The 20,264-nt window shown below is 43.8% G+C and carries 13 protein-coding genes; 4 read left to right on the forward strand and 9 right to left on the reverse strand.

Going from position 1 to position 20,264, the window contains the following annotated elements; all coding sequences use genetic code 11:
• The 4 genes from PLH26_RS06425 to PLH26_RS06440 all read left to right on the forward strand — a co-directional run.
• Positions 1-1,109 (forward strand): TonB-dependent receptor domain-containing protein (locus PLH26_RS06425; RefSeq protein ID WP_324585175.1); only part of this gene is annotated, 1,109 nt, incomplete at its 5' end.
• 29 nt (positions 1,110-1,138) lie between these two features.
• Entirely contained in the window at positions 1,139-3,055 is a 1,917-nt protein-coding gene (locus PLH26_RS06430) for a SusD/RagB family nutrient-binding outer membrane lipoprotein (protein ID WP_324585176.1), read from the forward strand.
• Positions 3,056-3,409: 354 nt separating this feature from the next.
• On the forward strand, positions 3,410-6,700 hold the full coding sequence (locus PLH26_RS06435; protein WP_324585177.1) for a SusC/RagA family TonB-linked outer membrane protein: 3,291 nt from the start codon (positions 3,410-3,412) through the stop codon (positions 6,698-6,700).
• An 18-nt stretch (positions 6,701-6,718) separates the two neighbouring features.
• Positions 6,719-8,470, forward strand: coding sequence for a SusD/RagB family nutrient-binding outer membrane lipoprotein (locus tag PLH26_RS06440; protein ID WP_324585178.1), 1,752 nt, complete (start codon positions 6,719-6,721; stop codon positions 8,468-8,470).
• Positions 8,471-8,617: 147 nt separating this feature from the next.
• Here PLH26_RS06440 and PLH26_RS06445 read toward each other — a convergent pair whose 3' ends face one another.
• From PLH26_RS06445 to PLH26_RS06485, 9 genes are all read right to left on the reverse strand, one after another.
• Positions 8,618-9,460, reverse strand: a complete 843-nt coding sequence (locus tag PLH26_RS06445; RefSeq protein WP_324585179.1) for a cupin domain-containing protein — start codon at positions 9,458-9,460, stop codon at positions 8,618-8,620.
• 69 nt (positions 9,461-9,529) lie between these two features.
• Positions 9,530-10,354, reverse strand: coding sequence for an alpha/beta fold hydrolase (locus PLH26_RS06450; RefSeq protein ID WP_324585180.1), 825 nt, complete (start codon positions 10,352-10,354; stop codon positions 9,530-9,532).
• Between the two features lie 62 nt (positions 10,355-10,416).
• The gene (locus PLH26_RS06455) at positions 10,417-11,793 is read right to left on the reverse strand and encodes an FAD-binding oxidoreductase (protein ID WP_324585181.1); all 1,377 of its coding nucleotides are present in this window, start codon (positions 11,791-11,793) and stop codon (positions 10,417-10,419) included.
• Between the two features lie 256 nt (positions 11,794-12,049).
• The gene (locus PLH26_RS06460; RefSeq protein WP_324585182.1) at positions 12,050-13,147 is read right to left on the reverse strand and encodes a nickel-binding protein; all 1,098 of its coding nucleotides are present in this window, start codon (positions 13,145-13,147) and stop codon (positions 12,050-12,052) included.
• A 555-nt stretch (positions 13,148-13,702) separates the two neighbouring features.
• Positions 13,703-16,375 (reverse strand): glycoside hydrolase family 3 C-terminal domain-containing protein, encoded by a 2,673-nt coding sequence (locus PLH26_RS06465; RefSeq protein WP_324585183.1) that lies wholly within the window; start codon positions 16,373-16,375, stop codon positions 13,703-13,705.
• A gap of 192 nt (positions 16,376-16,567) precedes the next feature.
• Complete coding sequence (locus PLH26_RS06470) at positions 16,568-16,972, reverse strand: GreA/GreB family elongation factor (RefSeq protein WP_324585184.1); 405 nt, start codon at positions 16,970-16,972, stop codon at positions 16,568-16,570.
• 553 nt (positions 16,973-17,525) lie between these two features.
• Positions 17,526-18,293, reverse strand: a complete 768-nt coding sequence (locus PLH26_RS06475) for an ABC transporter permease subunit (protein WP_324585185.1) — start codon at positions 18,291-18,293, stop codon at positions 17,526-17,528.
• A 6-nt stretch (positions 18,294-18,299) separates the two neighbouring features.
• Positions 18,300-19,004, reverse strand: a complete 705-nt coding sequence (locus tag PLH26_RS06480; RefSeq protein ID WP_324585186.1) for an ABC transporter ATP-binding protein — start codon at positions 19,002-19,004, stop codon at positions 18,300-18,302.
• Entirely contained in the window at positions 19,001-20,242 is a 1,242-nt protein-coding gene (locus tag PLH26_RS06485; RefSeq protein ID WP_324585187.1) for a nitrous oxide reductase family maturation protein NosD, read from the reverse strand. The genes PLH26_RS06480 and PLH26_RS06485 overlap by 4 nt, the downstream gene beginning before the upstream one ends.
• Between the last annotated feature and the right edge of the window lie 22 nt (positions 20,243-20,264).

Raw genomic sequence — 20,264 nt, forward strand, 5'->3', positions numbered from 1 at the left:
TTCCCACAGCAGTAATTTTAACATTTAACGGAACTTTTCCTGCAATGTGGGTTAAAGATGCCAATGTAAGGAGTGAATTGATCAAAAACCTGGAATTTGGTGCAGAATTAAGATTCTTTGGTTCACGCGCCGGGTTGGATTTTACCTGGTATAAATCGAATGCTACCCGACAGTTGCTGGATATCCCGATGGATCCTATGAGCGGGTATTCTGCCAGAAAAGTAAATGCCGGCAATATTCAGAATAAAGGCGTTGAAATAGTAGCAGATGTAAGATTGCTCACAGCGTCGCCCAGGGCATTGGGCTGGACTTTAACTGCCAACTTTACCAAAAACGAGAACAAAATTATCAGCGTAGCTGATCATCTTGGTGTTACCTCCTACAACCTGGGAGCATTCGATGACCTGTTTATAACGGCTGCTTCCGGCGGCTTGTATGGTGATATTTACGGAACACGTTTTTTGAGAGTGAAGGATGATAAGGACCCCAACTTTGGTCAAATGATATTAACAGCGGAAGGGCTGCCTCAGCGTGATCCTGAAATCGTGTACCTCGGAAATCAGCAGCCCGAAGCAATGATGGGCGTTACCAACAGCTTTAGCTACAGGAGTTTCGGACTTTCATTTTTAGTAGACGCAAGGCTGGGTGGAAAGATCTTCTCCGCGTCTAACGTAGGGTTGCAGTTGAGCGGCGTTGCAGCCGTAACCGCGCCTGGTGGCGAAAGGCCCGAAATGGTTGTGGATGGTGTTATAATTGACGGCTCGGGGTACGCCAAAAATACTGTTGCGGTATCGCAGCAATTATACTGGAACCGTGTAGGAACTTTAAATAATCTCGGTATAGGAGAATTTTATACCTACGATGCTACCAATATCCGCCTGAGGAATGTTCAGTTAAGCTATGCTTTACCCAAAGGGCTTTTAGCTGGCATTTCAGTTCAGAATGCAAGGGTTGCAGTTTCCTGCAATAATGTATGGATGATAAAAAGCCATCTCAACGGAATTGATCCTGAATCGGTATTTGCAACGGGAAGCAATGCGGTTGGATTTGAAAATGGAGCTTTCCCCACCATGCGTTCATTTTTGTTCAGTTTGAGTATCGGGTTTTAAAAAATTAAAATCATTCAAAAGATTATTATATGAAACATTTCAAAAAATATAGTCTGTCCGCGATCATGGTTGTATTGCTATTGCCGGCATGCAGCAAATTTGATGAGGTCAACCAGGACCCATACCTGGTAACCGAAGACCAGGTGCAGGTAGAATATTTTATCAACGGGTCTATTGTAAATACACAGATGGATCCACATATTGCCGAAAGGATCTTTGTGCTGTATTGGAATACCTCCGGACACAAGCAATTTGGCGGCGGTATAGCTACCGGCACACACAACGACGGCTGGTCGAGCGATTATTACAGTAGCGGCTATATGGGCGGCTGGTTGAATTCGATCAACTCAGGTATACAGGTGGCAGAAGCTAAAATTGCATCCGGAAATATCAAGGAATATACAAATAACCTTTTGCAGGTTGCCCGTATCTGGCGTGTATACCTGATGAGTGAGCTGGCAGATACTTTTGGGCCTATTCCCATTAACGCTTTCCAGGGCGAAAACCCCGAATTTGCAGATTTGAAAACAGTATACTATTTTTTGCTGGATGAGCTTAAAGATGCGTCTTCAAAACTGGATATTGCCGTTCAGGGGCCCGATGCCAGGTTTGATCCCGCGTATGGATACGATTACAGCAAATGGCAGCGTTACGCCAATTCAATGAGATTACGGCTGGCCATGCGTCTTTCTGAAGTTGATGCCGGCAAAGCGCAGTCGGAATTTGAGGCTGCCGCTTCCCTGCCACTCGTCACCGACGCTGCCCACACCTTTAAAGTGGCTGAAACAGGGGGTTGGAGCGCCCTTACCGGTGTAATGACGCGTACATGGAATCATTTTCAATTGCCTGCTACTTTAAATAACCTGTATGTTGGATTGGGCAGTGTAAAATCGGAAGACATGCTTAGCGCCGAGAAGCATCCATATATAAAAGCGGCCAATTATGCAGGGATGAAGTTTGAAGATCATTTTACCATAAAAACAAACGATCCGTATGCGGGCTACTGGTTTGACGGATTGCCGTATACCATAGACCCCAGGGCCTATGAGTCGTATATTATTCCGGGCGATGTGATGAATCCACAGTTTAATACCTATGGCGGAGACGCTGCTTCCATTACCGAAAGAGATCTGCTCGACGATGACGGAAATGTGGTTAAAGCGCTGGACGGTAAGTTTACATGGAATGGTATTATCAATGGCGACTGGGGAACAAAAGGCGCTAAAAATCAGATCAGGTCATATATTGGAACCACCCCGCGCCATCCGCAGAAGTTCAGGGATGGCACGAGCGATCGTATTTTCTTTGGAGCATGGGAAACCCATTTCCTGCTTGCCGAAGCTGCGGTTAGAGGATGGAGCGTGCCCGTTTCCGGCAAAGAAGCATACGAGGCGGGGATAGATGCAAGTTTTGCTTATTACGACAACACTTTTGGAAGCAGTATATCTTCTTATACTGCTGTTTACAAGGCATCCGAAGATTATAACCGGGCGGGAACTTCTGTTAGCTGGAACCATACAACAGAGCCCCCTGCCGCTGAAACAAAAAATTTCATAAACGGGTACACCAACGCTCCCGGAACGGTTTCTGTAGCTTATCCTGCTAACGACCTTTATGAAGGCGGAACGGTGAAGAACGACCACCTTACAAAGATCATTACCCAAAAATTTATCGCGCAAAATCCATGGCTCCCCCTGGAAACCTGGAACGACCAGCGCAGGCTGGGATTGCCCTTCTTTATAAATCCCGCTGTTGAAAACCCGCTTGTGAACATGCCCGACCTGAACAGCGGCAACTATATGACAAGCAGCGTTAAGTTTTTTCCGCAAAGAGTTAAATACCCTTCCAATATAGCATCAAGCAATGAAGCAGGTTATAACCAGGCGGTTCAGTTCCTTGGCGGACCGGATGCTGTGCTTACCCCGCTTTGGTGGGCAAAGCATTAATGCCGGAATAGAAGCAGGTTGAATAAGTGGAGGCTGTCTTTTTTAAGGCAGCCTTTAACTTTTGAGACAGCCCCAGGCTAAAATGCATCAGCAAAACTTATTTAGCCGGATAAAGCAGCTTTTACCAGAATAATCTTCTCTATAATTTAGTAAAATATAATAATAATTCTCAATAATTGGCTAAACTTATCTTGTTATATTTAAAAAATATAGATCTTTTTATTTTTTTTAATAAAGTGTTGTTAATTTAGCAGTTTATTTACAATGATTTAACCTTAGGCAAGGATGCCTTATCTTATTAAAAACATATATCAGAAATTTTTTATAGATTTTATAAATTCAAAACTAGTAGCAATGAAGAAATCAGCAAATCGTTTTTTGCTTATGACAGTGCTCTTTCTGTGCAGTGCATGTGTTTTTGGGCAAACCACAAAAGTCATTACAGGTGTGGTGAAGGATGAGGAGGGGAAAGGAATTCCCAGTGTTTCCATTAGCGAAAAGGGAAAACAATCCGGTGGTGTTATTTCGGATGACAACGGCCTGTTTTCCATCAGTGTTGATGCCAATGCCACTTTGGTTTTCAGTTCTGTGGGCTTTACTACAAAAGAAGTGAAAACAGGCAACAGCACTAATTTAACTGTTGAACTAACGGCAATGCAAGGTGAACTGGATGAAGTAGTGGTTACCGCCCTGGGCGTTAAGCGCGAACGGCGCTCTATCGGCTATGCCGTAAGCACGGTTAAGGCGGAAGAGCTTACCAAAGCCGGGGCAACCATGAATCCCTTCCTTGCCTTATACGGCAAAGCCGCCGGTGTTGGCGTTAACACAGGTGTTGCCGGACCAATGGGAGGGTTGAAAATAAATATCCGGGGAAACATAAGCTTAAATACCAGCCAAAATATAAGGCCTCTGTTCGTAGTAGATGGAGTGATCATTTCCGACAGAACAACTTCAATAGGCGGATCGGTGGGAGCCGGTTATGATTATGGTTCCAATATCAATGATATTAATTCTGCCGACATAGAATCCATAGACATTTTAAAAGGGGCCAAAGCAACTGTGCTATATGGAACAGATGCTGCCAACGGTGTGGTGCTGATTACAACAAAAAGTGGCCGTAACGCGAAGGGTTTTGGGATGACGGGGTCTTTTCAATACAGCATAGAAAAACCCAGGAGTTATCTGGAACTGCAGGACGAATACGGGCTGGGCGACAATATTTATGATACGCTGTATACCACGCTGAACGGACAAACAGTGAGAAGGATACCCAATAAACGGTACAGCTTTGGTCCTAAATTCGATGGGTCAGATATTATGTTCTATGATAGTTCTATGGTTAAAAACAGTCCGCACAATAGTTATGAAGACCTTTTCAGAACCGGCAGTTCCTTTACTTCCAATGTGGCTATCGCCGGATCAAATGAAAAGGGAAGCTTAAGGGCTTCATACACCAATTATAAATATAATGATATCATCAGCCCCAACTCCTGGCAAAAGAGAAATACGTTCAGCTTCAATGGCAATATCAAAGCTTCCAGTTTTGCGAGCTTTGAATTGGTTTCCAACATTTATAATATCACTTCTCAAAACAGAAGGGAATCGAATGGCGGTAATGTTGCCTGGGGGTTCCCTGTTGATTACAGCTATGATAAAGTGTACAGCCTCTATACAGATGAAACCGGTTATAGAAGAAACCTGGACCAATATGGTGTTACGGATGCGAGTAGTTTGATTGGCGGATATTTGTGGGCATTGGATAAGAACCGGCAGAAAGACGATAAATTTCACATGATCACTTCCGCGAAAGCTACGCTTAATTTCACTAAGCACGTGTTTTTTGTAGGTCAGTTTGGGCTGGATTATGATAATACGAATTATACCTCAGAGGTAAGTGTCAACCGTATTTTACCAACTGTTCAGGGAGGTGGATTTAGCATTAGAAAAGAGAACAATACTATACAAACCTACCAGGGATTACTAAACTACGATAACAGTTTTTTTAATAATGATTTCCGTGTATCGGGTTTTGGCGGCTTTATTTACAGGTTACGTTCTACCGAAACTTTGGGAACGAATACCATTGGTGGTTTAAACTTCCCGGGGTGGTATTCCTTTAATAACCAGTCCGGAATACCCGATGCAGGTAATGCTTACCTGCTCAGAAGTTATGGAAGGGGAAGCGATGTATTGTACAGCGCTGTGGCTTCGGCAACATTGTCGTGGAGGAACGAGTTTTACTTAGACTTACAGGCAAGGCAGGACTGGAACTCTACGCTTCCCCCTGAAGATAATAAGTATTTCTTTCCGGGTGCTTCCGCTACATGGAATTATACAGAAAGATATGATATCCCGTGGATGAACAGGGGGCAGGTGAGATTTGCCTGGGCGGATGTGGGGAACGGTACCAGCCGCTACTATGCCAATAACCAATACGGACTTGGATATATTTCAGGAACCGGTGCACAGGCCGTTATTGTTAGTCCTCCGGGTAATATTTTGCCCGGCGCTTTACGGCCCGAGCGGAAAAGAGAGTTTGAAATAGGGGTCAACAACAGCTTCTTTAAAGGCAACAGGCTGACATTTGATCTTTCTTATTTTACCAATAATCGTTATGATCAGATCATTAGTTTGCCAGTTTCCCAATCTTCCAGCTCAAGCGGCCTGCTCATTAACGTGGCTAACACAAAGAATTTCGGATTTGAATTTTCGGTTACGGGAACGCCGGTGCTCACCAAAAACCTGAGATGGGACATTACATTAAACGGGGCAAGGCAGGGATCGAAAGTGCTGGATCTGTACCAGGACCTCACTCAATATAATTTAGGCAACCTTATTAACGGTAGTTCTGCCTTTATAAGCGCAAATAAAGGAGAACCGGTTGGAGAAATAAAAGCATACGATTATCTGCGGGATGAAGATGGCAACAAAGTTGTAAATGCGAATGGTGTTTATTCCCTTGATTCAGATCCTACTAAAATGATCTCGAAAGGCAATATTATGCCCCGGCTGTTTGGCGGTTTGTTATCTGATCTGCGGTATAAAAATTTTGCATTTCGCATAGCCCTGGATTATAAATACGGAGGAACTATTTTCTCCTATACCAATCAGCGACTATATGGTGTGGGACAATTGGAGGGAACGCTGCAATACCGCGATGAAGCACGGGGAGGCATGGCTTATTACATTAATAGCGCAGGTGAAAAGATTGCGTGGCAACATGACCAGGCAGCACCATCTGAGTCTGTAAACGGGAAAGTATACCATGATGGGCTAATATTACCAGGAGTAAAGCTGGATCAGGATGATAAATACGTGCCGAATGATAAAATTATCGCCGCTTCTGCCTATTATCAAACCTATATTAATGACCTGGCGTCTTCTTTTCCTCCTGATAATATCCGCAAAAATGACTACATTAAATTCAGAGAGATAGCGCTGTCCTATACACTGCCAAATAATGTAGCCAGAATGATGAAGCTGCAGAGTCTTACGCTTACCGTTGCCGGCCGTAATCTGTTTTACCTGTATAAAACAATACCCAATATTGATGTAGAAGCTGCCATGGGTGCAGATAGCTATGTTGAGAATACCGTATTTCCCGGTCAGCAGACTTTTTCATTTGGAGTAAATGTTGCTTTTTAACGAATTAAAAATTAAGAAATGAAATCTAAGATAATATATCTCAGTTTGCTTATTTCAATCGGGATAAGCTCCTGCAAAAAAGATCTTGAAGAACGTTTTTATAATCCCGATGCATTGAGCGAAGGGGTTACCGATATTGTTCCCGGGTTATTTACGCGTACCATCAGTGAAAACAAAATATTTGTACAGGATTATGGCGAATGGTATTACCTGATGAGTGGAGGAACCAGCATAACCGGCTATGCGCAAATCGCAAATCGCTATGTGTCTTACCGCTATGATTGGTTTGCCACCTATAATGATCTCACAACAGGTAATGGTTTTGATGATTATCCTATTACGGGACAAAGTTATTTTGAAGGCAGCTACCGCAGGTTGAAAAGTTGGGAAACGCTCAGGAGCGAATGGGAAAAGCGCACGGGGCAGGATAAGCTGGATGCCCAGTTGTATTATAAGCTCATTACGCTTGTGAAAGATTACCAGAGTGGTAAGCTTGTAGACCTTTTTAACTCTATTCCTTATTTTAATGCTTTCCAGGCTGGTAACAACAGCCCCGAATATTGGTACCCGGCATACGATGATCCCAAAGAAATTTATAAAGCCATCATTGCAGATCTGGGTAATCTTGCAGATTCATTCCAGATAGAATACGATCAGATGTCGCCCACTGCCAAACAGATTTTTGGCCAGCAAGATGTGGTATTTAAAGGAAATATTGATAAATGGGTTCAATTTGCCAATGCCACCAGGCTCAAATTACTGGTTCGTATTGCAGGTGTAGATGAGGCGTATGCAAAGCCATTGATACAGGAAACACTGGGAAGGCAATTACCCGCAACGGATCTGACTTTCCCGATATGGTTTGATACTGATCAAAAGAATGGGGGCGGCTTTTGGATGAGAGGGTTATATGAAAATACGTACGCTTCTTTTATTCCGTCTATTATACTCAAACGACTTAATTACGGCAATACAACATATGAGCCGGGGATAGACGACCCACGCCTGCCTGTTATAGCCATGCCTACTAAATTTAATGATTACAGGCACATAACGTATAATATAGATGAACAAACTCCTATCTATGATGGTGGTGACAGGTATTATCCCTACGCGGATAATTTGCCCGAGAGTTTTGCACAGAATGCATTTTCGCTCTATAATTTCGCTACGTTTACCCGCAACGACAAAATGCCGGTTTATATGTTCTCATTGGCTGAACTGGATCTGCTTCTTGCAGAAATTGCCTTGAAAGATTTGGGAAATACGGGTAAAGCTGCGGAAGAACATATAAAAGATGCCGTGATTCATTCCACTGATTTCTATTATGCGTTGAACCAGTCAAGCGGTTTCAAAGACGATCCCGATGCCCAGGGTGCTGCAGCGCCGCTTTATCCTGCCAAACCTTCGGCAAATGAAATTGCACAATGGGGAGATGTCGTTAAAGCGAAATTCACACTTGCAGCCTCTGTAGAAGATAAAATGGAAATATTGATGCAACAGAAGTTTATTCATCTTAACATTTTGCATCCTTATGAATTATGGGCTGAGCTGAGGAGAACCGGGCATCCTAAGCTGGAACCCTTTACCTGGCGCGGAAGCGTATGGACACCCTTCCCCGAAAGAGTTCGGTATCCGTCAGACGAAACGAGGACTAACGCCAGTAATCTTTCGAAAGTTTCCGGTGAAAATAATATGACTTCTAAAATATTCTGGGTGCCGGCCAACAGAAATCCGGATCTGTACTGGAATGATTATAACTACGAATAGAAGTATATTCCTCATTGATTAAGAAAGAGGCTGTCTGAAAGATTTTATTTTTGACAGCCTCTTTTTTGCAGATGTATCTAAAAATGCTTTGCATCTGTATTCGGCTCTCTTTTTCCGGTAAATTTTTATTACCGAACGTATTTATTTTTATTGAGTTTTGTCTGCTCCCTCCTTCATGTTTTTAGCCAGTTGATCCATCACTGTATTGAATTTGCCATCGGGACTAAAATCAATAAACTTTACATTTTTTTCCACCACACCGGTATGCGGAGCAGGCCAATAAAACACTTCACCGGCATTTACAACCTCTTCCTTACCACCGGGGTATTTAATACGCAACGAACCATCAATTACATAGCCCCAATGCGGTGAACTGCACATGTCGTCCGGCAATCCTTTAAAAAATGGCGTGAAGTCTGCGGGGCCGGGCACTTCCATATAGCTAATAGACATTCCGCCGAGCCCTGAGATATTCGTAAACCCGTTTCTTGGATTTTGAGGGATCTTGTTTGCCTGCATATGGTAAGAAGTGCTTTGACCCGTGTTAAACGAAGACAATTCAACAATGGAAGCGTGGGTTATCTTCCATTCACCATTTACTTTCCTCAGGGTTCTTGTCTCTTTTTTATTGCGGTCGGTACCACCCCAGTTATCCTGCTGATCGAAACTTACAAAGGCGACATCATTTCCAATAGTATAGTTATAATTGTCCCGCTTCAGCTTTAATTCAAAAGGCTCAACTGTAGCTATAAACTGTGCCAATGGGGCAAACCCTTTTACAGTGTTTACTCCTTCAGCATTGGTATACATAAAAGAAGTTTCTTCGGAATTGAGCCAGCAGCCTGCCCATTGGGCCGAGTCGCCTTTGGCTGCGAAATGACTTTCGTTGTACAATAGTTTTGCGATAGCTGCTTCCTCTGATTTTTTGTCTGTTGCGGTATTGCAACCCAGACTAAACAGAATGATGGTAACAATGAAAAACTGCTTCATATTTTTTGATTTTGTAAATAATAAAATGTTTCAAAGATGCCCTGTTGTGAAAACTTGTTGTCTTTGTTGTTAATCATTCTTGTCCCAGTTTCCGTTTAAGAACTCAAGGGATACCCTTAAAAACTCAGATTGAAAATCGGGAATCAGATACGGCAGATGTCCTCCGTTGGGAACAATCCAAAGCCGGCTGTTGGGTATGGATTGATGCATGTCTAATGCCTGCTGTAACGGCAGCGCCTCGTCATTATCGCCTTGTACAACCAACCAGTTAGCCCTCATGGTGCCCAACATATCCGCAGTGAATGAAGGGTCTCCGTACTGATCCCGCATTTGCCAGAACTGTGTTGCCAAAATTTTCTGTTTTTCGGCACCGTGTGGCTTGGCCCATTCCATAAAAGTGTTCAATCCTAATTGTGTTACCCAATCTCTGCATTGCCGGCTAAAATAAATTTGTGCTCCAATTGTAATAACAGATTTAAATCTTTCGGGCTGCATTACGTTAAGATGTAGCAGTGTCATACCTCCGCTACTCCCGCCAATTGCGTTTACTTTATTTAATTGTAAAGAGTCCAGCATGGCAAGAATAATTTTAGCATAATCTCCATGTTTAAAAAAAGTGGCTCCTTTATTATACGTATCAGAACGTCCATGACCCATCATATCAATCGCAATCGTCCTGAATTGTTTTGAGTAAACTTCCACATAAGGTTTCCACTGGTCAGCCGTTCCCATATAATTATGGAGCAATAACAGAGGCTCACCACTACCTGTATCTTCATAATAAATTTTGATGCCCTTGTAGTTAAAGAACTTACCGTTAGGGTTCACTTTTACCTGGCTGGATGTCGCGGTGAAAAAAATACAACCCCAAATTAATATTGTAAATTTTCTCATGTGCTGTTATTTAAAGGTGGCAGCTTCTCAGAAGCTGTCACCTTGTTGTTGAATACGTTTACCTATCCTACCGGTATAATATTCTGGTTCACCCTGAACAAATTATCAGGGTCATATTTTGCTTTTGCCTGCGCCAGTCTGCTATAATTGTCGCCATAACTTGCTTTTACCCGGTCCTGGCCTTCCTCCATCATAAAATTTACATAAGCGCCGCCCATAGAATGAGGGTGTACATCTGACCAATAGTTTCGCGCCCAATTGGTTATCTTTTCTTTGTCGGCAGCATTATCTGACACGCCTACTATCACCATACCGTAATTGGCATCGCGGTAGTTCCAGGCTGTGGCATCTTTGGCAACTTCAGAGGCAGCACCATTTACATTGTACATGTGCATGGTACAAAATGGCGTAGGTGCTTGCCTGAAATGTGCTATGTGCAGTTTTATTACATCCCGGCTTATTTCCTTTACATAGTCTGCTTTCCAATACCACAATAATCCCGGCGGATACAATCCGTCAAACAATGTATTCAGTGCAGGCAACGGTAATGGTCCGGCAAAATCAAGCGCAGGCGTTTTTTTAGCTCTTATGGGCTTAAAAACTTCTTCAGCCTTATCCATATCGCCAGTATAACACCATACCACACCGCACATTTGTTTAAGGTGCAGATGTTCGGGGAAAGGAGCAACCGGAGGAACGGTTAACAGGGCAAAATACCCACCCAGTTCGTTCGGTGCGTTATTTATGAATTCATGATGCCATGCCCACATTTCTTCAGCATCATCCAGTTCCCATAGCATTGGTCCTGCATACACGGTGTGTAAGGGGTTTAGTTTAAAAGTAAAAGAAACCACTACGCCAAAGTTTCCACCCCCGCCCCGCAAGGCCCAAAACAGATCAGGATTTTCTGAGGAGGATGCGGTTACTAACTTTCCATTGGCAAGCACTACCCCGGCTTCTAAAAGATTATCAATGGCAAGCCCTAAACTGCGGGTAAGATTACCAAGTCCACCACCCAAAGTAATACCTCCTACGCCGGTGGTGCCAAAAATCCCCGAAGGCACAGCCATTCCTGCTTCATGTGTAGCTGCATCCACTTCTTTTAATAAACAGCCGCCGCCAACCTTAACTGTTTTGCTGCCTGTATTTAATTTAATTTCTTTCATTAATGAAAGATCAATCACCAGTGCATCATCTGCAATTCCCAGCCCGCCTGCATTGTGACCACCCCCTCTTATAGCAAGAAGCATGTTGTTGCGACTGGCAAAATTTACACAGGCAATCACATCATCTGCACTTTTGCAATATGCAATAACAGCCGGATGTTTATCAATCATGCCATTATACACTTTTCTTGATTCATCATAAGCAGGGTCTGATGGCAGCACCAGATTGCCTTTCAGGCTTTTTTTCAGATCATTGCTCAAAGTATCATTCATACAACAGTTTTAATTGTGTGAACAAAAATAATATTACAGGCCAGGCACCTGTTTTTCTCAAACGCTCGAAAACTTTTCTTAAAAGTTCACGGCATTGAAATTTACCTGTATAAATTTAAGTGAGGAAGCAGGCCTGGTGTTAGCAATAATTGTTCAAAGAGTAGTAAAAAATGTTCATACGCATGCTTGCGTATACCGGTAATGCAGGTGTAGGACGAGGGAGATTAAGCTGCACGCTGAATTTGCCGTTAAATGGTCAAACCAATTTTAAAAATTTTGATGGTGTACATCCAAATTTTTCAGCAAAGCATTTTGAAAAATAAGAAGAGCTGTTAAAGCCTGAATCATACGCTATCCCGGCTATGCCGCACTTTTTCTGCCTAAGCAGGGAAAGTGCTTTCTGCATGCGCAGATCAACAATAAAATCATTGGGTGAACGACCGGTCAAGGCGGTTACCTTCCTGTACAATTGCGGTCTGCTCAGGCATACTTCATTGCTTAATTTAGTGAGGTCAAATTGATGGTCTGTTATCTTTAACTCTGCTACATGAATAAGATTGGATATAAATTCTTCTTCCTTTGCAGTCAGCGATTTGATCGCGTTGCCGGTAAAAAGCTCTTCGTTTTTGCAGATTGCTCTTACCAGTGCACTGGTCAGCACCTGGTTGTCCGGCACCGTTAAGGTCAGGCGATGTGCCAGCTTAATAGCGCCTTTAAAAAAATCGCCTTCCCTTGTTACGGGTTGTGAAGCGCTTATGCCCATTTTAAAAATAATTTCCGGCCGCTTCGGCTCAAACTGTTCAAGCATTTTTGTAATGCGCAAAGCGCAGCTCACAGCATCGGTTGCGTCATCAAAAACAGCCATGAGGCTGTCGTCTGCGTCCCATGCCAAATGCCTGCCCCCGGATCTTTCCATTTGTTCCCGAATTATTTTTCTCGCCCAGCCCGGAGTAAGCAACATGGAAAGATCGCTTGATGCAGTGGCCCCGGTAATACCATAAACAGAAATCACAAGTATGGTTCTGTGCCCCGTATCAAGATATCCGTTTTTCTTCTGAACAAGCCCATAATCATTTACGGTATGGCCGGTACCCATCATCATTTCATAAAACCCTACCTGAACTTCTGTTAAAGCGCACGCTATATTACCATGTGCCATCTGGTGCACCTTTTCACAGGTTTCCGGATCAGGACCTTCAATCAGGCAAAATACCGCCCCCGCCTCCTGGTTTACCCAGAATTGCAGGTACCGTACACCATATTTATCCTGGATGGCTACATCAGCCATATGCGCTCTTTTCACGTCTTCCACCGTTACATTTTCAATATGGTGAAAATCCATATATAGTGGCATATACTAAGGTTTTATTTTGCTCAGATCAATTAAAACCCTGCGGAATTGGATAGTGTGTCAGTTCAACACCCGGTTGTAATTCGTAATACCATAACACTGATCAGGTTGAGATACCCAACCCAGGCTCAGTTTAATAACCCTCTTTTCCATTTAGAATAAGGTCTATCTGCCAAGGTGTTTTATAAAATATGTGGAGTTACTTAAAGTTACATATTTCATATCAAAAAAAGTATAGCTGTGAACATTTCCTGTTGGGTTATCTTTTGAGGTATACCCCCGCATCCGGTCCATTGCGGCCAGTGTGCAGGCACAGGCGCCACACCGGTTATAAGTTCACCAGGTAACAGTTCTGTTATAAAGCCTGTTTGTCAAAGTGGGTATGCTGCGGGACGGAGTCCCGGAAGAACATAATAAATGCGAAGTCCTGAGACTTCGCATAGCTGCTGTCCTGAGACTTCGCATAGCTGCTCTTCGCATAGTTGCGGTCTCCGGAATGCGGGCGGTACACGACAAGGGAGCGTCGGACCGTATTTTTCATATCTCCACTCACTGTGGTCATTCCACCGTCAGCTCTTCCTTCAGCCGTATATCCCGCGATGAGGCTCCGATCATGATCGTGAATGCCCCGGGTTCTATAACACTTTTCATGTCTGCGTTCAGCATGCTCAGCATTCCGGGTGTAATAGCAAATGTAATTTGCCTGCTTTCACCTGCTTTGAGCCGTACACGCTGAAATCCCTTTAGTTCCATTACCGGGCGGGCTACCGATGCCAGCTTATCAGTAATATACAATTGAACAACCTCATCACCGTCTGCCTTCCCCGTATTTTTTACCATGCAGCTTATCGTAGCGGTTTCACCGGGAGCAATTGTTCTCTTATCCAGGACAGGCTCGCTGTATTCAAATGTGGTATAGCTTAATCCATACCCGAAAGGGAATAAGGGCAGTCCGCTTAAATTATAGTAATCGTCTCCGCGTCCCGTAGGCTTGTGATTGTATACCAAAGGCAACTGTGCTTCATGCAAGGGAAAAGTAACGGGCAGGCGGCCTGCGGGATTATAGTCGCCGAATAAAACGTCTGCAACGGCATGCCCGCCTTCCTCTCCGGGATACCATACATCAAGCACGCTATTCACCTTGCTTAACCAGTTGCTCATGGTTATGGCGCTGCCGCCTACCAATACTATCACCACGGGTTTTCCTGTGGCTGCTACCTGTTGGATCAGCTCTTCCTGGTGCCCGGGAAGGGATAGCATTGCCCTGTCCTGGAACTCACCTTCATGAATACCCGCTACCACTACTGCCATATCCGATTGGCGGGCCGCGGTCACAGCCTCCTGTATCTTAACATTCCAGTCTGTTTTTGTTTCCGCATTCCATACCAGCTTTATATGGGCATTTCCTACCGGTTCAAAAAATTCAACCCTGAGCGCATAGGTTTTATCTCTTTCAAAAGTAAAATCGCACAGTAAAGTGTTGTAGCTGCGTTTGATCCAGTTATCAATGATCAAACTGTCGTTAATGTATAAACGATAACCGTCATTGCCATCCAGCCCTATTTTGTATTTGCCCGCAGTGGGCGGCTTTAATATTCCCGTCCATCTAACCGAATAAAACGGTTGGGTAATGGCCGGATCGGGAGTAAACAATGTCCATGAAAAATTAACGGTAGCATCGGTCCTGGTAACAGCAGGCTTACCGGAAAGACGGATATTGTTGAAATAGCCGGCATGCAGTCCTGGAAATGGTTTCCCGTTTTCTGTGTGGGTAAGATATTTTGCAGGAACAACCGTCCAGGTTTTAGCTTCTCTTCCGGGACCGGGCATATAGGATACCGCAATGCTTTTTCCCGCTTTTTGGCGGATACCTTCCAGTATGGAAACCCTGCCATTTCCGGGACCGCTGTACCCACCCAGCCGGGCTTCTGTTGCATCTGTTCCGATAACGGCAATGGAACGGAGATTTTTTGAAAGAGGAAGCGTCTTTTTATCGTTCTTTAAAAGTACAATGGATTTTACGGCCGCTTCCCTGGCAAGCGCTTTGTGTGCCGCGAAAGATTTTGTTACCGCCGCTTCCGGAATATAAGGTTGTTCAAATAAGCCCAGTTCAAATTTGGCGAGCAGCACTCTTGATACGGCATCATTTATTCTTTTCATATCAATGCCGCCATCTAAAAAATGAGGTATAAAAAGCTTATAATGGTCATAAGCAGTCTGAAAGATCACATCCAGGCCCCCGGTTATGGATTGTTTACCGGATCCGGGATAATCTTTTGCGGTATTGTGCAATACCACTGTTCCGCCGGTAGCGCCTGCATCCGAGATCACGAACCCGTTAAAGCCCCACTCGTTCTTTAGCTTTTTATTCAGCAGCCAGTCGTTCGCGGTGCAGGCTGTGCCATCCAATGAATTGTAAGCGGTCATTACCGAGCGGGAACCACCGCGTTCAATGCAGGCTTTGAAGGGCGGGAGATAAATTTCTTCAAGTATGCGTTCATTAAAGTGAATGGGATAGCTGTCGCGCCCGCCATCGCCTGCGTTGGCCACAAAATGCTTTGGAGTGGTAATGATACCCATCTTTTCAAACGCGCTTACAAAAGCCACCCCCATTTCGCTGCTCAGGTAAGGGTCTTCGCCATAGGTTTCTTCGGTGCGCCCCCACCGTACATCGCCGGCAATGTTTACCACAGGCGAAAGTATTTGCCGGATACCGCGCATTTTTGTTTCCACGGCAATAGCATGGGCAACGCGGCTCATCAGTGCCGTATCGAATGTGGCGGCAAGTGCAATGGCCTGCGGAAATGATGTGGCGCCGCTGCGTACCAGTCCGTGCAGGGCTTCATCAAATGCAATGATGGGTATGCCCAGCCTTGTTTCTTCAACAAAATATTTTTGAATGCTGTTGATCTTTTTAGCAAGGAGTAATGCATTTTCTGTTGCGTTGTAGGTAAGCAATTGCTGGGCGGCATCGCCGTTTTTTGAACCAGCGCTTACCTGGAACCCGAAAATACCGTTTTTGTACTGGTCGGGCGATGCGTTATCCAGGTCGCCCGGTATCATGAACAATTGCCAGAACTTTTCTTCAATGGTCATCCTTTGCAAAAGATCACGAACCCTTTCAGCTGCGGGAAGTGCCGGATTCCTGTAAGGCAGCGGAAGCTGTGCCGAAAGCAGGAGCGGGGAAAAGAAAAACAATATTACCGGGAGAAATATTTTTGCGTTGAGCATATCATGGATTTGAAATTGATGCAGGCTGCAAGTTACGGGTTTCGGGTTGCAGGTTTCAGTGGCTTGATACCTTACGCCTTATACCTTACACGTGAGAAGGATTTATCATTATAAACTACCCGATAAAAAAGAGACCATCTCCGTTTTGAGGTGGTCTCTTTTTTGCACTTTTACTAAAAAGCCTCATTATGTTTATGCTTCCTGTTCGGCCTGCACAGGGCTGGTTACCTCAAGGATTTTATATTTTTTTAATCCCGAAGGCATTTTCCATTCAATCTCATCGCCTTTCCTGAACCCGATCAGCGCCGCCGCCATAGGAGTAAGAATAGAGATCTTCCTTTGCTTGATATCGGCATGTGGCGGCATTACAATCGTAAGGTCGATATTTTTTTTACTTGCCTGGTCTTGCACCCTTACTTTAGAGTTGAGCCGCACGGTATGGGGAGGCAAAGCGTTGTCTTTTACTACAATTGCCCTGCTCAGCTCATATGCCAGGGTCATTTCCTCGTTGTCGTTTACAAGGGATATTCCTACAAGTTGCTTTAGCAGGCGAAAATCTTCTTCGCACAGCAATACAGGATTTTTTTCTTTGCTCATATGTCACGTTTTAAGTGTTAAAAAAATTATACAATATCTAAGAATGTGCATTTTACTTGTTTCTTGTTCTGATCATCCTCTTTTTATACAGGTAATCGGATAATATCCTTTCCCGTGTTGTTCGGAAGTGTACGAACAGTCCTACTGAGATAACCAAGCAAATCGTCCATAACCATAATTTTCCGGTAATGAAACCGGCAATCAAAACAGCGATATTCAAAGCATAAATGCAACAAAGGCAAATAACCCTTACCGGGAAGGTTACCGTTTTTCGTTCCATAATAATTGTTTAATTGAGATGATAAAAAAAGGAAAAATTAAAATATACCCCCGAACTGCAGTATGTTAAATAAAGTCCGGGGCAAGCCTGTGGAAATCCTTAAGATTTGAAATGTTTTGCTTTTTGAAAAAGCCGGGGAAAGGATACATACAGATATACAGCGCATCAGGCACAGGGATATGCTTATCCCGTACCACTGCAAAAGAATGATATGTTGTATACGCTGTCATAATGATGAATGGCAAATATACCAATAAAATTCTTAAACTTAAGTTATAAGTCTTTTGTTATAAATCTGCGCAGTGATAGCCAAAGAGGGGTTATCGCCCATAACAGCAATACACAAATAGCAAGTATAATGCCTGACTGGGTACCAAAAAAATTCCTGAATATGGCGCCGGTATAGCCCATCAGCGCAGATACATCCATTTGCAGCAGGATCAGTATCCGGCTGAGATCAATGGGGTTGAACGCACTTACAGCCACCATAGCGTTTTCAAGAGGATAATCGGCAAACTGGAACAAAAGGAACAGTATCAAACCATCGAAAAGTATTGAAAAATACAGCCAGAGTAAAATCACCTTTCCGATGCCCTTTGCCTTATCTCTTGTGGTAACAGAGGCGAGAATGGCAATAGAAACGAAAACAACGGAAAGCAGCAGACCGGTTAGCAGCATCATTATCCCCGTTGGGGAAGCCTGGTATATAAGAATAGGTATGCCCGCTCCAACGAAAAAAGAAAGAGAAAGAGAGCCGGCAAGTCCCGAAAACAGGCTGAGCCAGATCGTTTTTCTTTTCAGCGGCTGGCTTACGAGCAATTCTATAAATTCGGAGCTGTTGTAAATGTATATGGTAGAAAAAACAATACTCACCAGCGGAACGATCAGCAGTATGATGTTGAGTAAGCTCAAAAGGCCTTTTGATGCGTTATCTTCCAGCATGAACACGCTTAACGACATTACCAGCAAAAAAGCGGTATAGGCGATCACGATTTTATTGCGCAGTATATCGGCAATAACATATTTAATAATTTTTCTCATTGTAAATTACTTTGTCATTATGCTGGCAATGGCCCTGGTCAGTTGCATTTCTCCTGTATCGGTGCGCAGTGCTTCAATATTTTTGTGGAATTTTAATTTTCCTTCCTGCATGTAGATCACCTGTGTAATTAGGTCATCCAGCTCACTTAAAACATGTGATGTAATTAAAATGAGCTTGCCCTTTTCTTTTTCGGCAGTGATCTTTTCTTTTAATATTCCCGAAGCCAGCGGATCAAGTCCGGCTGTTGGCTCATCCAGTATTAACACACCGGGGTTGAAAAGAAAGGCCAACGAGGCGCTCACCTTTTGCCTGGTACCGCCCGATAATGTTCTCATGCGCTTGTTCATCAGAGCATTTAAATCAAATGCTTCAATCAGTTCCTCATCCGGGCTGGCGTCTTTGGCATGCCTGATATCCCGCATCATATCCAGCACCTGGCCTATGGTCATGTTCTCGGGATATCGGCCAATCTGGGGCATATAACCTATATCCTTCCGGTATTCCCAGTCATGTAAAATATTTTTCCCGTTAAAAGTGATAAAGCCGCTATCGGGAACCACCATTCCCAGTACCGTTTTAACCAGCGTGGTTTTACCGCTCCCGTTCGGTCCGATCAATGCAATGCATTCACCCCGGTTGCAGGTTATTGAAACGTCATCAAGGGCTTTAAGCTTCCCGAATTTTTTTGATACATTACTGATGATAATCATAGTGCCAGGGGTTTCATTAAAGGATATTCATCTTTCAGGTTTTCTGGAGTAAGGCTGGGCAGAAGTTTTTCTGTTTTGTCAAGCAGGGTGGTCATAAAGCTGCGGAACAACATCATTGCCGGCGGATTTTTTTCAATGATCATCGAATACATACTCACCGGACGGTATGGGATATCACCGATTTTATCTTTATTCAGGTCATATCCTTCATATTTATCCCAGTAGTTATTTTTGAACGTGTTCAGCACCAGGGAGCCGTTGGTTCCCATATCAAATGTGTTGTTGATAAAATTATTTTTTTCCAGCCTTATATCCATGCAGCTTGCCTGCATTTTTATGGCCCAGCCGTTGTCCCTGAATACATTTTTTTGCATTTCAATACGGCTTGAGCCATCCATAAATATGCCGCTGGTATTTTTTTCAAAATAGTTTCCTTCAATCTCGCTGTCTGAAATTTCTTTTAACAGCAAGCCGTATGCTGCGTCACCCCAGTTGTATTCAAAGCGGTTGCCCGTCATTGTTACATTTCGGGTATACATTACCGCCACGCCTGCGCCATTGTTACGGAAAATATTTGCTGTGTAGGTATTGTTGTGAGAAAACATGAAATGCAATCCATACCGCAGGTTTTTTTCTACCGTATTTTCTTCGATCAGGGAACGGGTCGCAAATTCCAGGTAAATACCGTCCCTGTGACCGGCAACACTATTGTAGCTGATGTGCATGCTGTCGCTTTTCCAGCAATGAATGCCGTTGCCTGATAGCTGGGTTTCAGTACTGGAAGCGGTTATGCGGTTATTTTTAATGATGCACTGCCGGCCCTGCTGGGAGTAGATACCGAAAAAATTATCTTCCAGTATATTGTTTATAACGGTAATATCGTAGGTGTTGTAAATTTTAATACCGGAAATATCGGTCATGGAAGAGTGTCCCGAGTTCCTGATGAGAAAGCCATCAACAGTTACATTCGGCGATCTTACCGACAGAAGCTCATATTTTTTTTCTCCGTCCAGTACCGGGTGGTTAAGGCCTTTGAGTACAATAGATTTGTTGATAATGATGTTACCCTGCCGGTATATGCCCTCATCCACCAGTACGGTGTCGCCAGCAGCGGCCATGTCAATACCCCGCTGGATGCTGGTAATTGTTTGCCCTTCACCAACTTTTATGACCCCCGCAACTGCCTGCGGGAGGACGGCTATTGCAAATACAAAGGATAATATTATTGTTCTGTTCATATTACTGATCACTTTCGGGTTC

Origin of the sequence: Agriterribacter sp. (assembly GCF_035444585.1) — a bacterium.
Taxonomy (GTDB): domain Bacteria; phylum Bacteroidota; class Bacteroidia; order Chitinophagales; family Chitinophagaceae; genus Agriterribacter.

Excerpts from the sequence above, each read along its gene's own strand:
- PLH26_RS06440 (WP_324585178.1), top strand. The coding sequence starts at position 6,719 with ATGAAATCTAAGATAATATATCTCAGTTTGCTTATTTCAATCGGGATA.
- PLH26_RS06465 (WP_324585183.1), bottom strand. The coding sequence starts at position 16,375 with ATGCTCAACGCAAAAATATTTCTCCCGGTAATATTGTTTTTCTTTTCC.
- PLH26_RS06485 (WP_324585187.1), bottom strand. The coding sequence starts at position 20,242 with ATGAACAGAACAATAATATTATCCTTTGTATTTGCAATAGCCGTCCTC.
- PLH26_RS06450 (WP_324585180.1), bottom strand. The coding sequence starts at position 10,354 with ATGAGAAAATTTACAATATTAATTTGGGGTTGTATTTTTTTCACCGCG.
- PLH26_RS06445 (WP_324585179.1), bottom strand. The coding sequence starts at position 9,460 with ATGAAGCAGTTTTTCATTGTTACCATCATTCTGTTTAGTCTGGGTTGC.
- PLH26_RS06475 (WP_324585185.1), bottom strand. The coding sequence starts at position 18,293 with ATGAGAAAAATTATTAAATATGTTATTGCCGATATACTGCGCAATAAA.
- PLH26_RS06430 (WP_324585176.1), top strand. The coding sequence starts at position 1,139 with ATGAAACATTTCAAAAAATATAGTCTGTCCGCGATCATGGTTGTATTG.
- PLH26_RS06455 (WP_324585181.1), bottom strand. The coding sequence starts at position 11,793 with ATGAATGATACTTTGAGCAATGATCTGAAAAAAAGCCTGAAAGGCAAT.
- PLH26_RS06480 (WP_324585186.1), bottom strand. The coding sequence starts at position 19,004 with ATGATTATCATCAGTAATGTATCAAAAAAATTCGGGAAGCTTAAAGCC.
- PLH26_RS06460 (WP_324585182.1), bottom strand. The coding sequence starts at position 13,147 with ATGCCACTATATATGGATTTTCACCATATTGAAAATGTAACGGTGGAA.
- PLH26_RS06470 (WP_324585184.1), bottom strand. The coding sequence starts at position 16,972 with ATGAGCAAAGAAAAAAATCCTGTATTGCTGTGCGAAGAAGATTTTCGC.
- PLH26_RS06435 (WP_324585177.1), top strand. The coding sequence starts at position 3,410 with ATGAAGAAATCAGCAAATCGTTTTTTGCTTATGACAGTGCTCTTTCTG.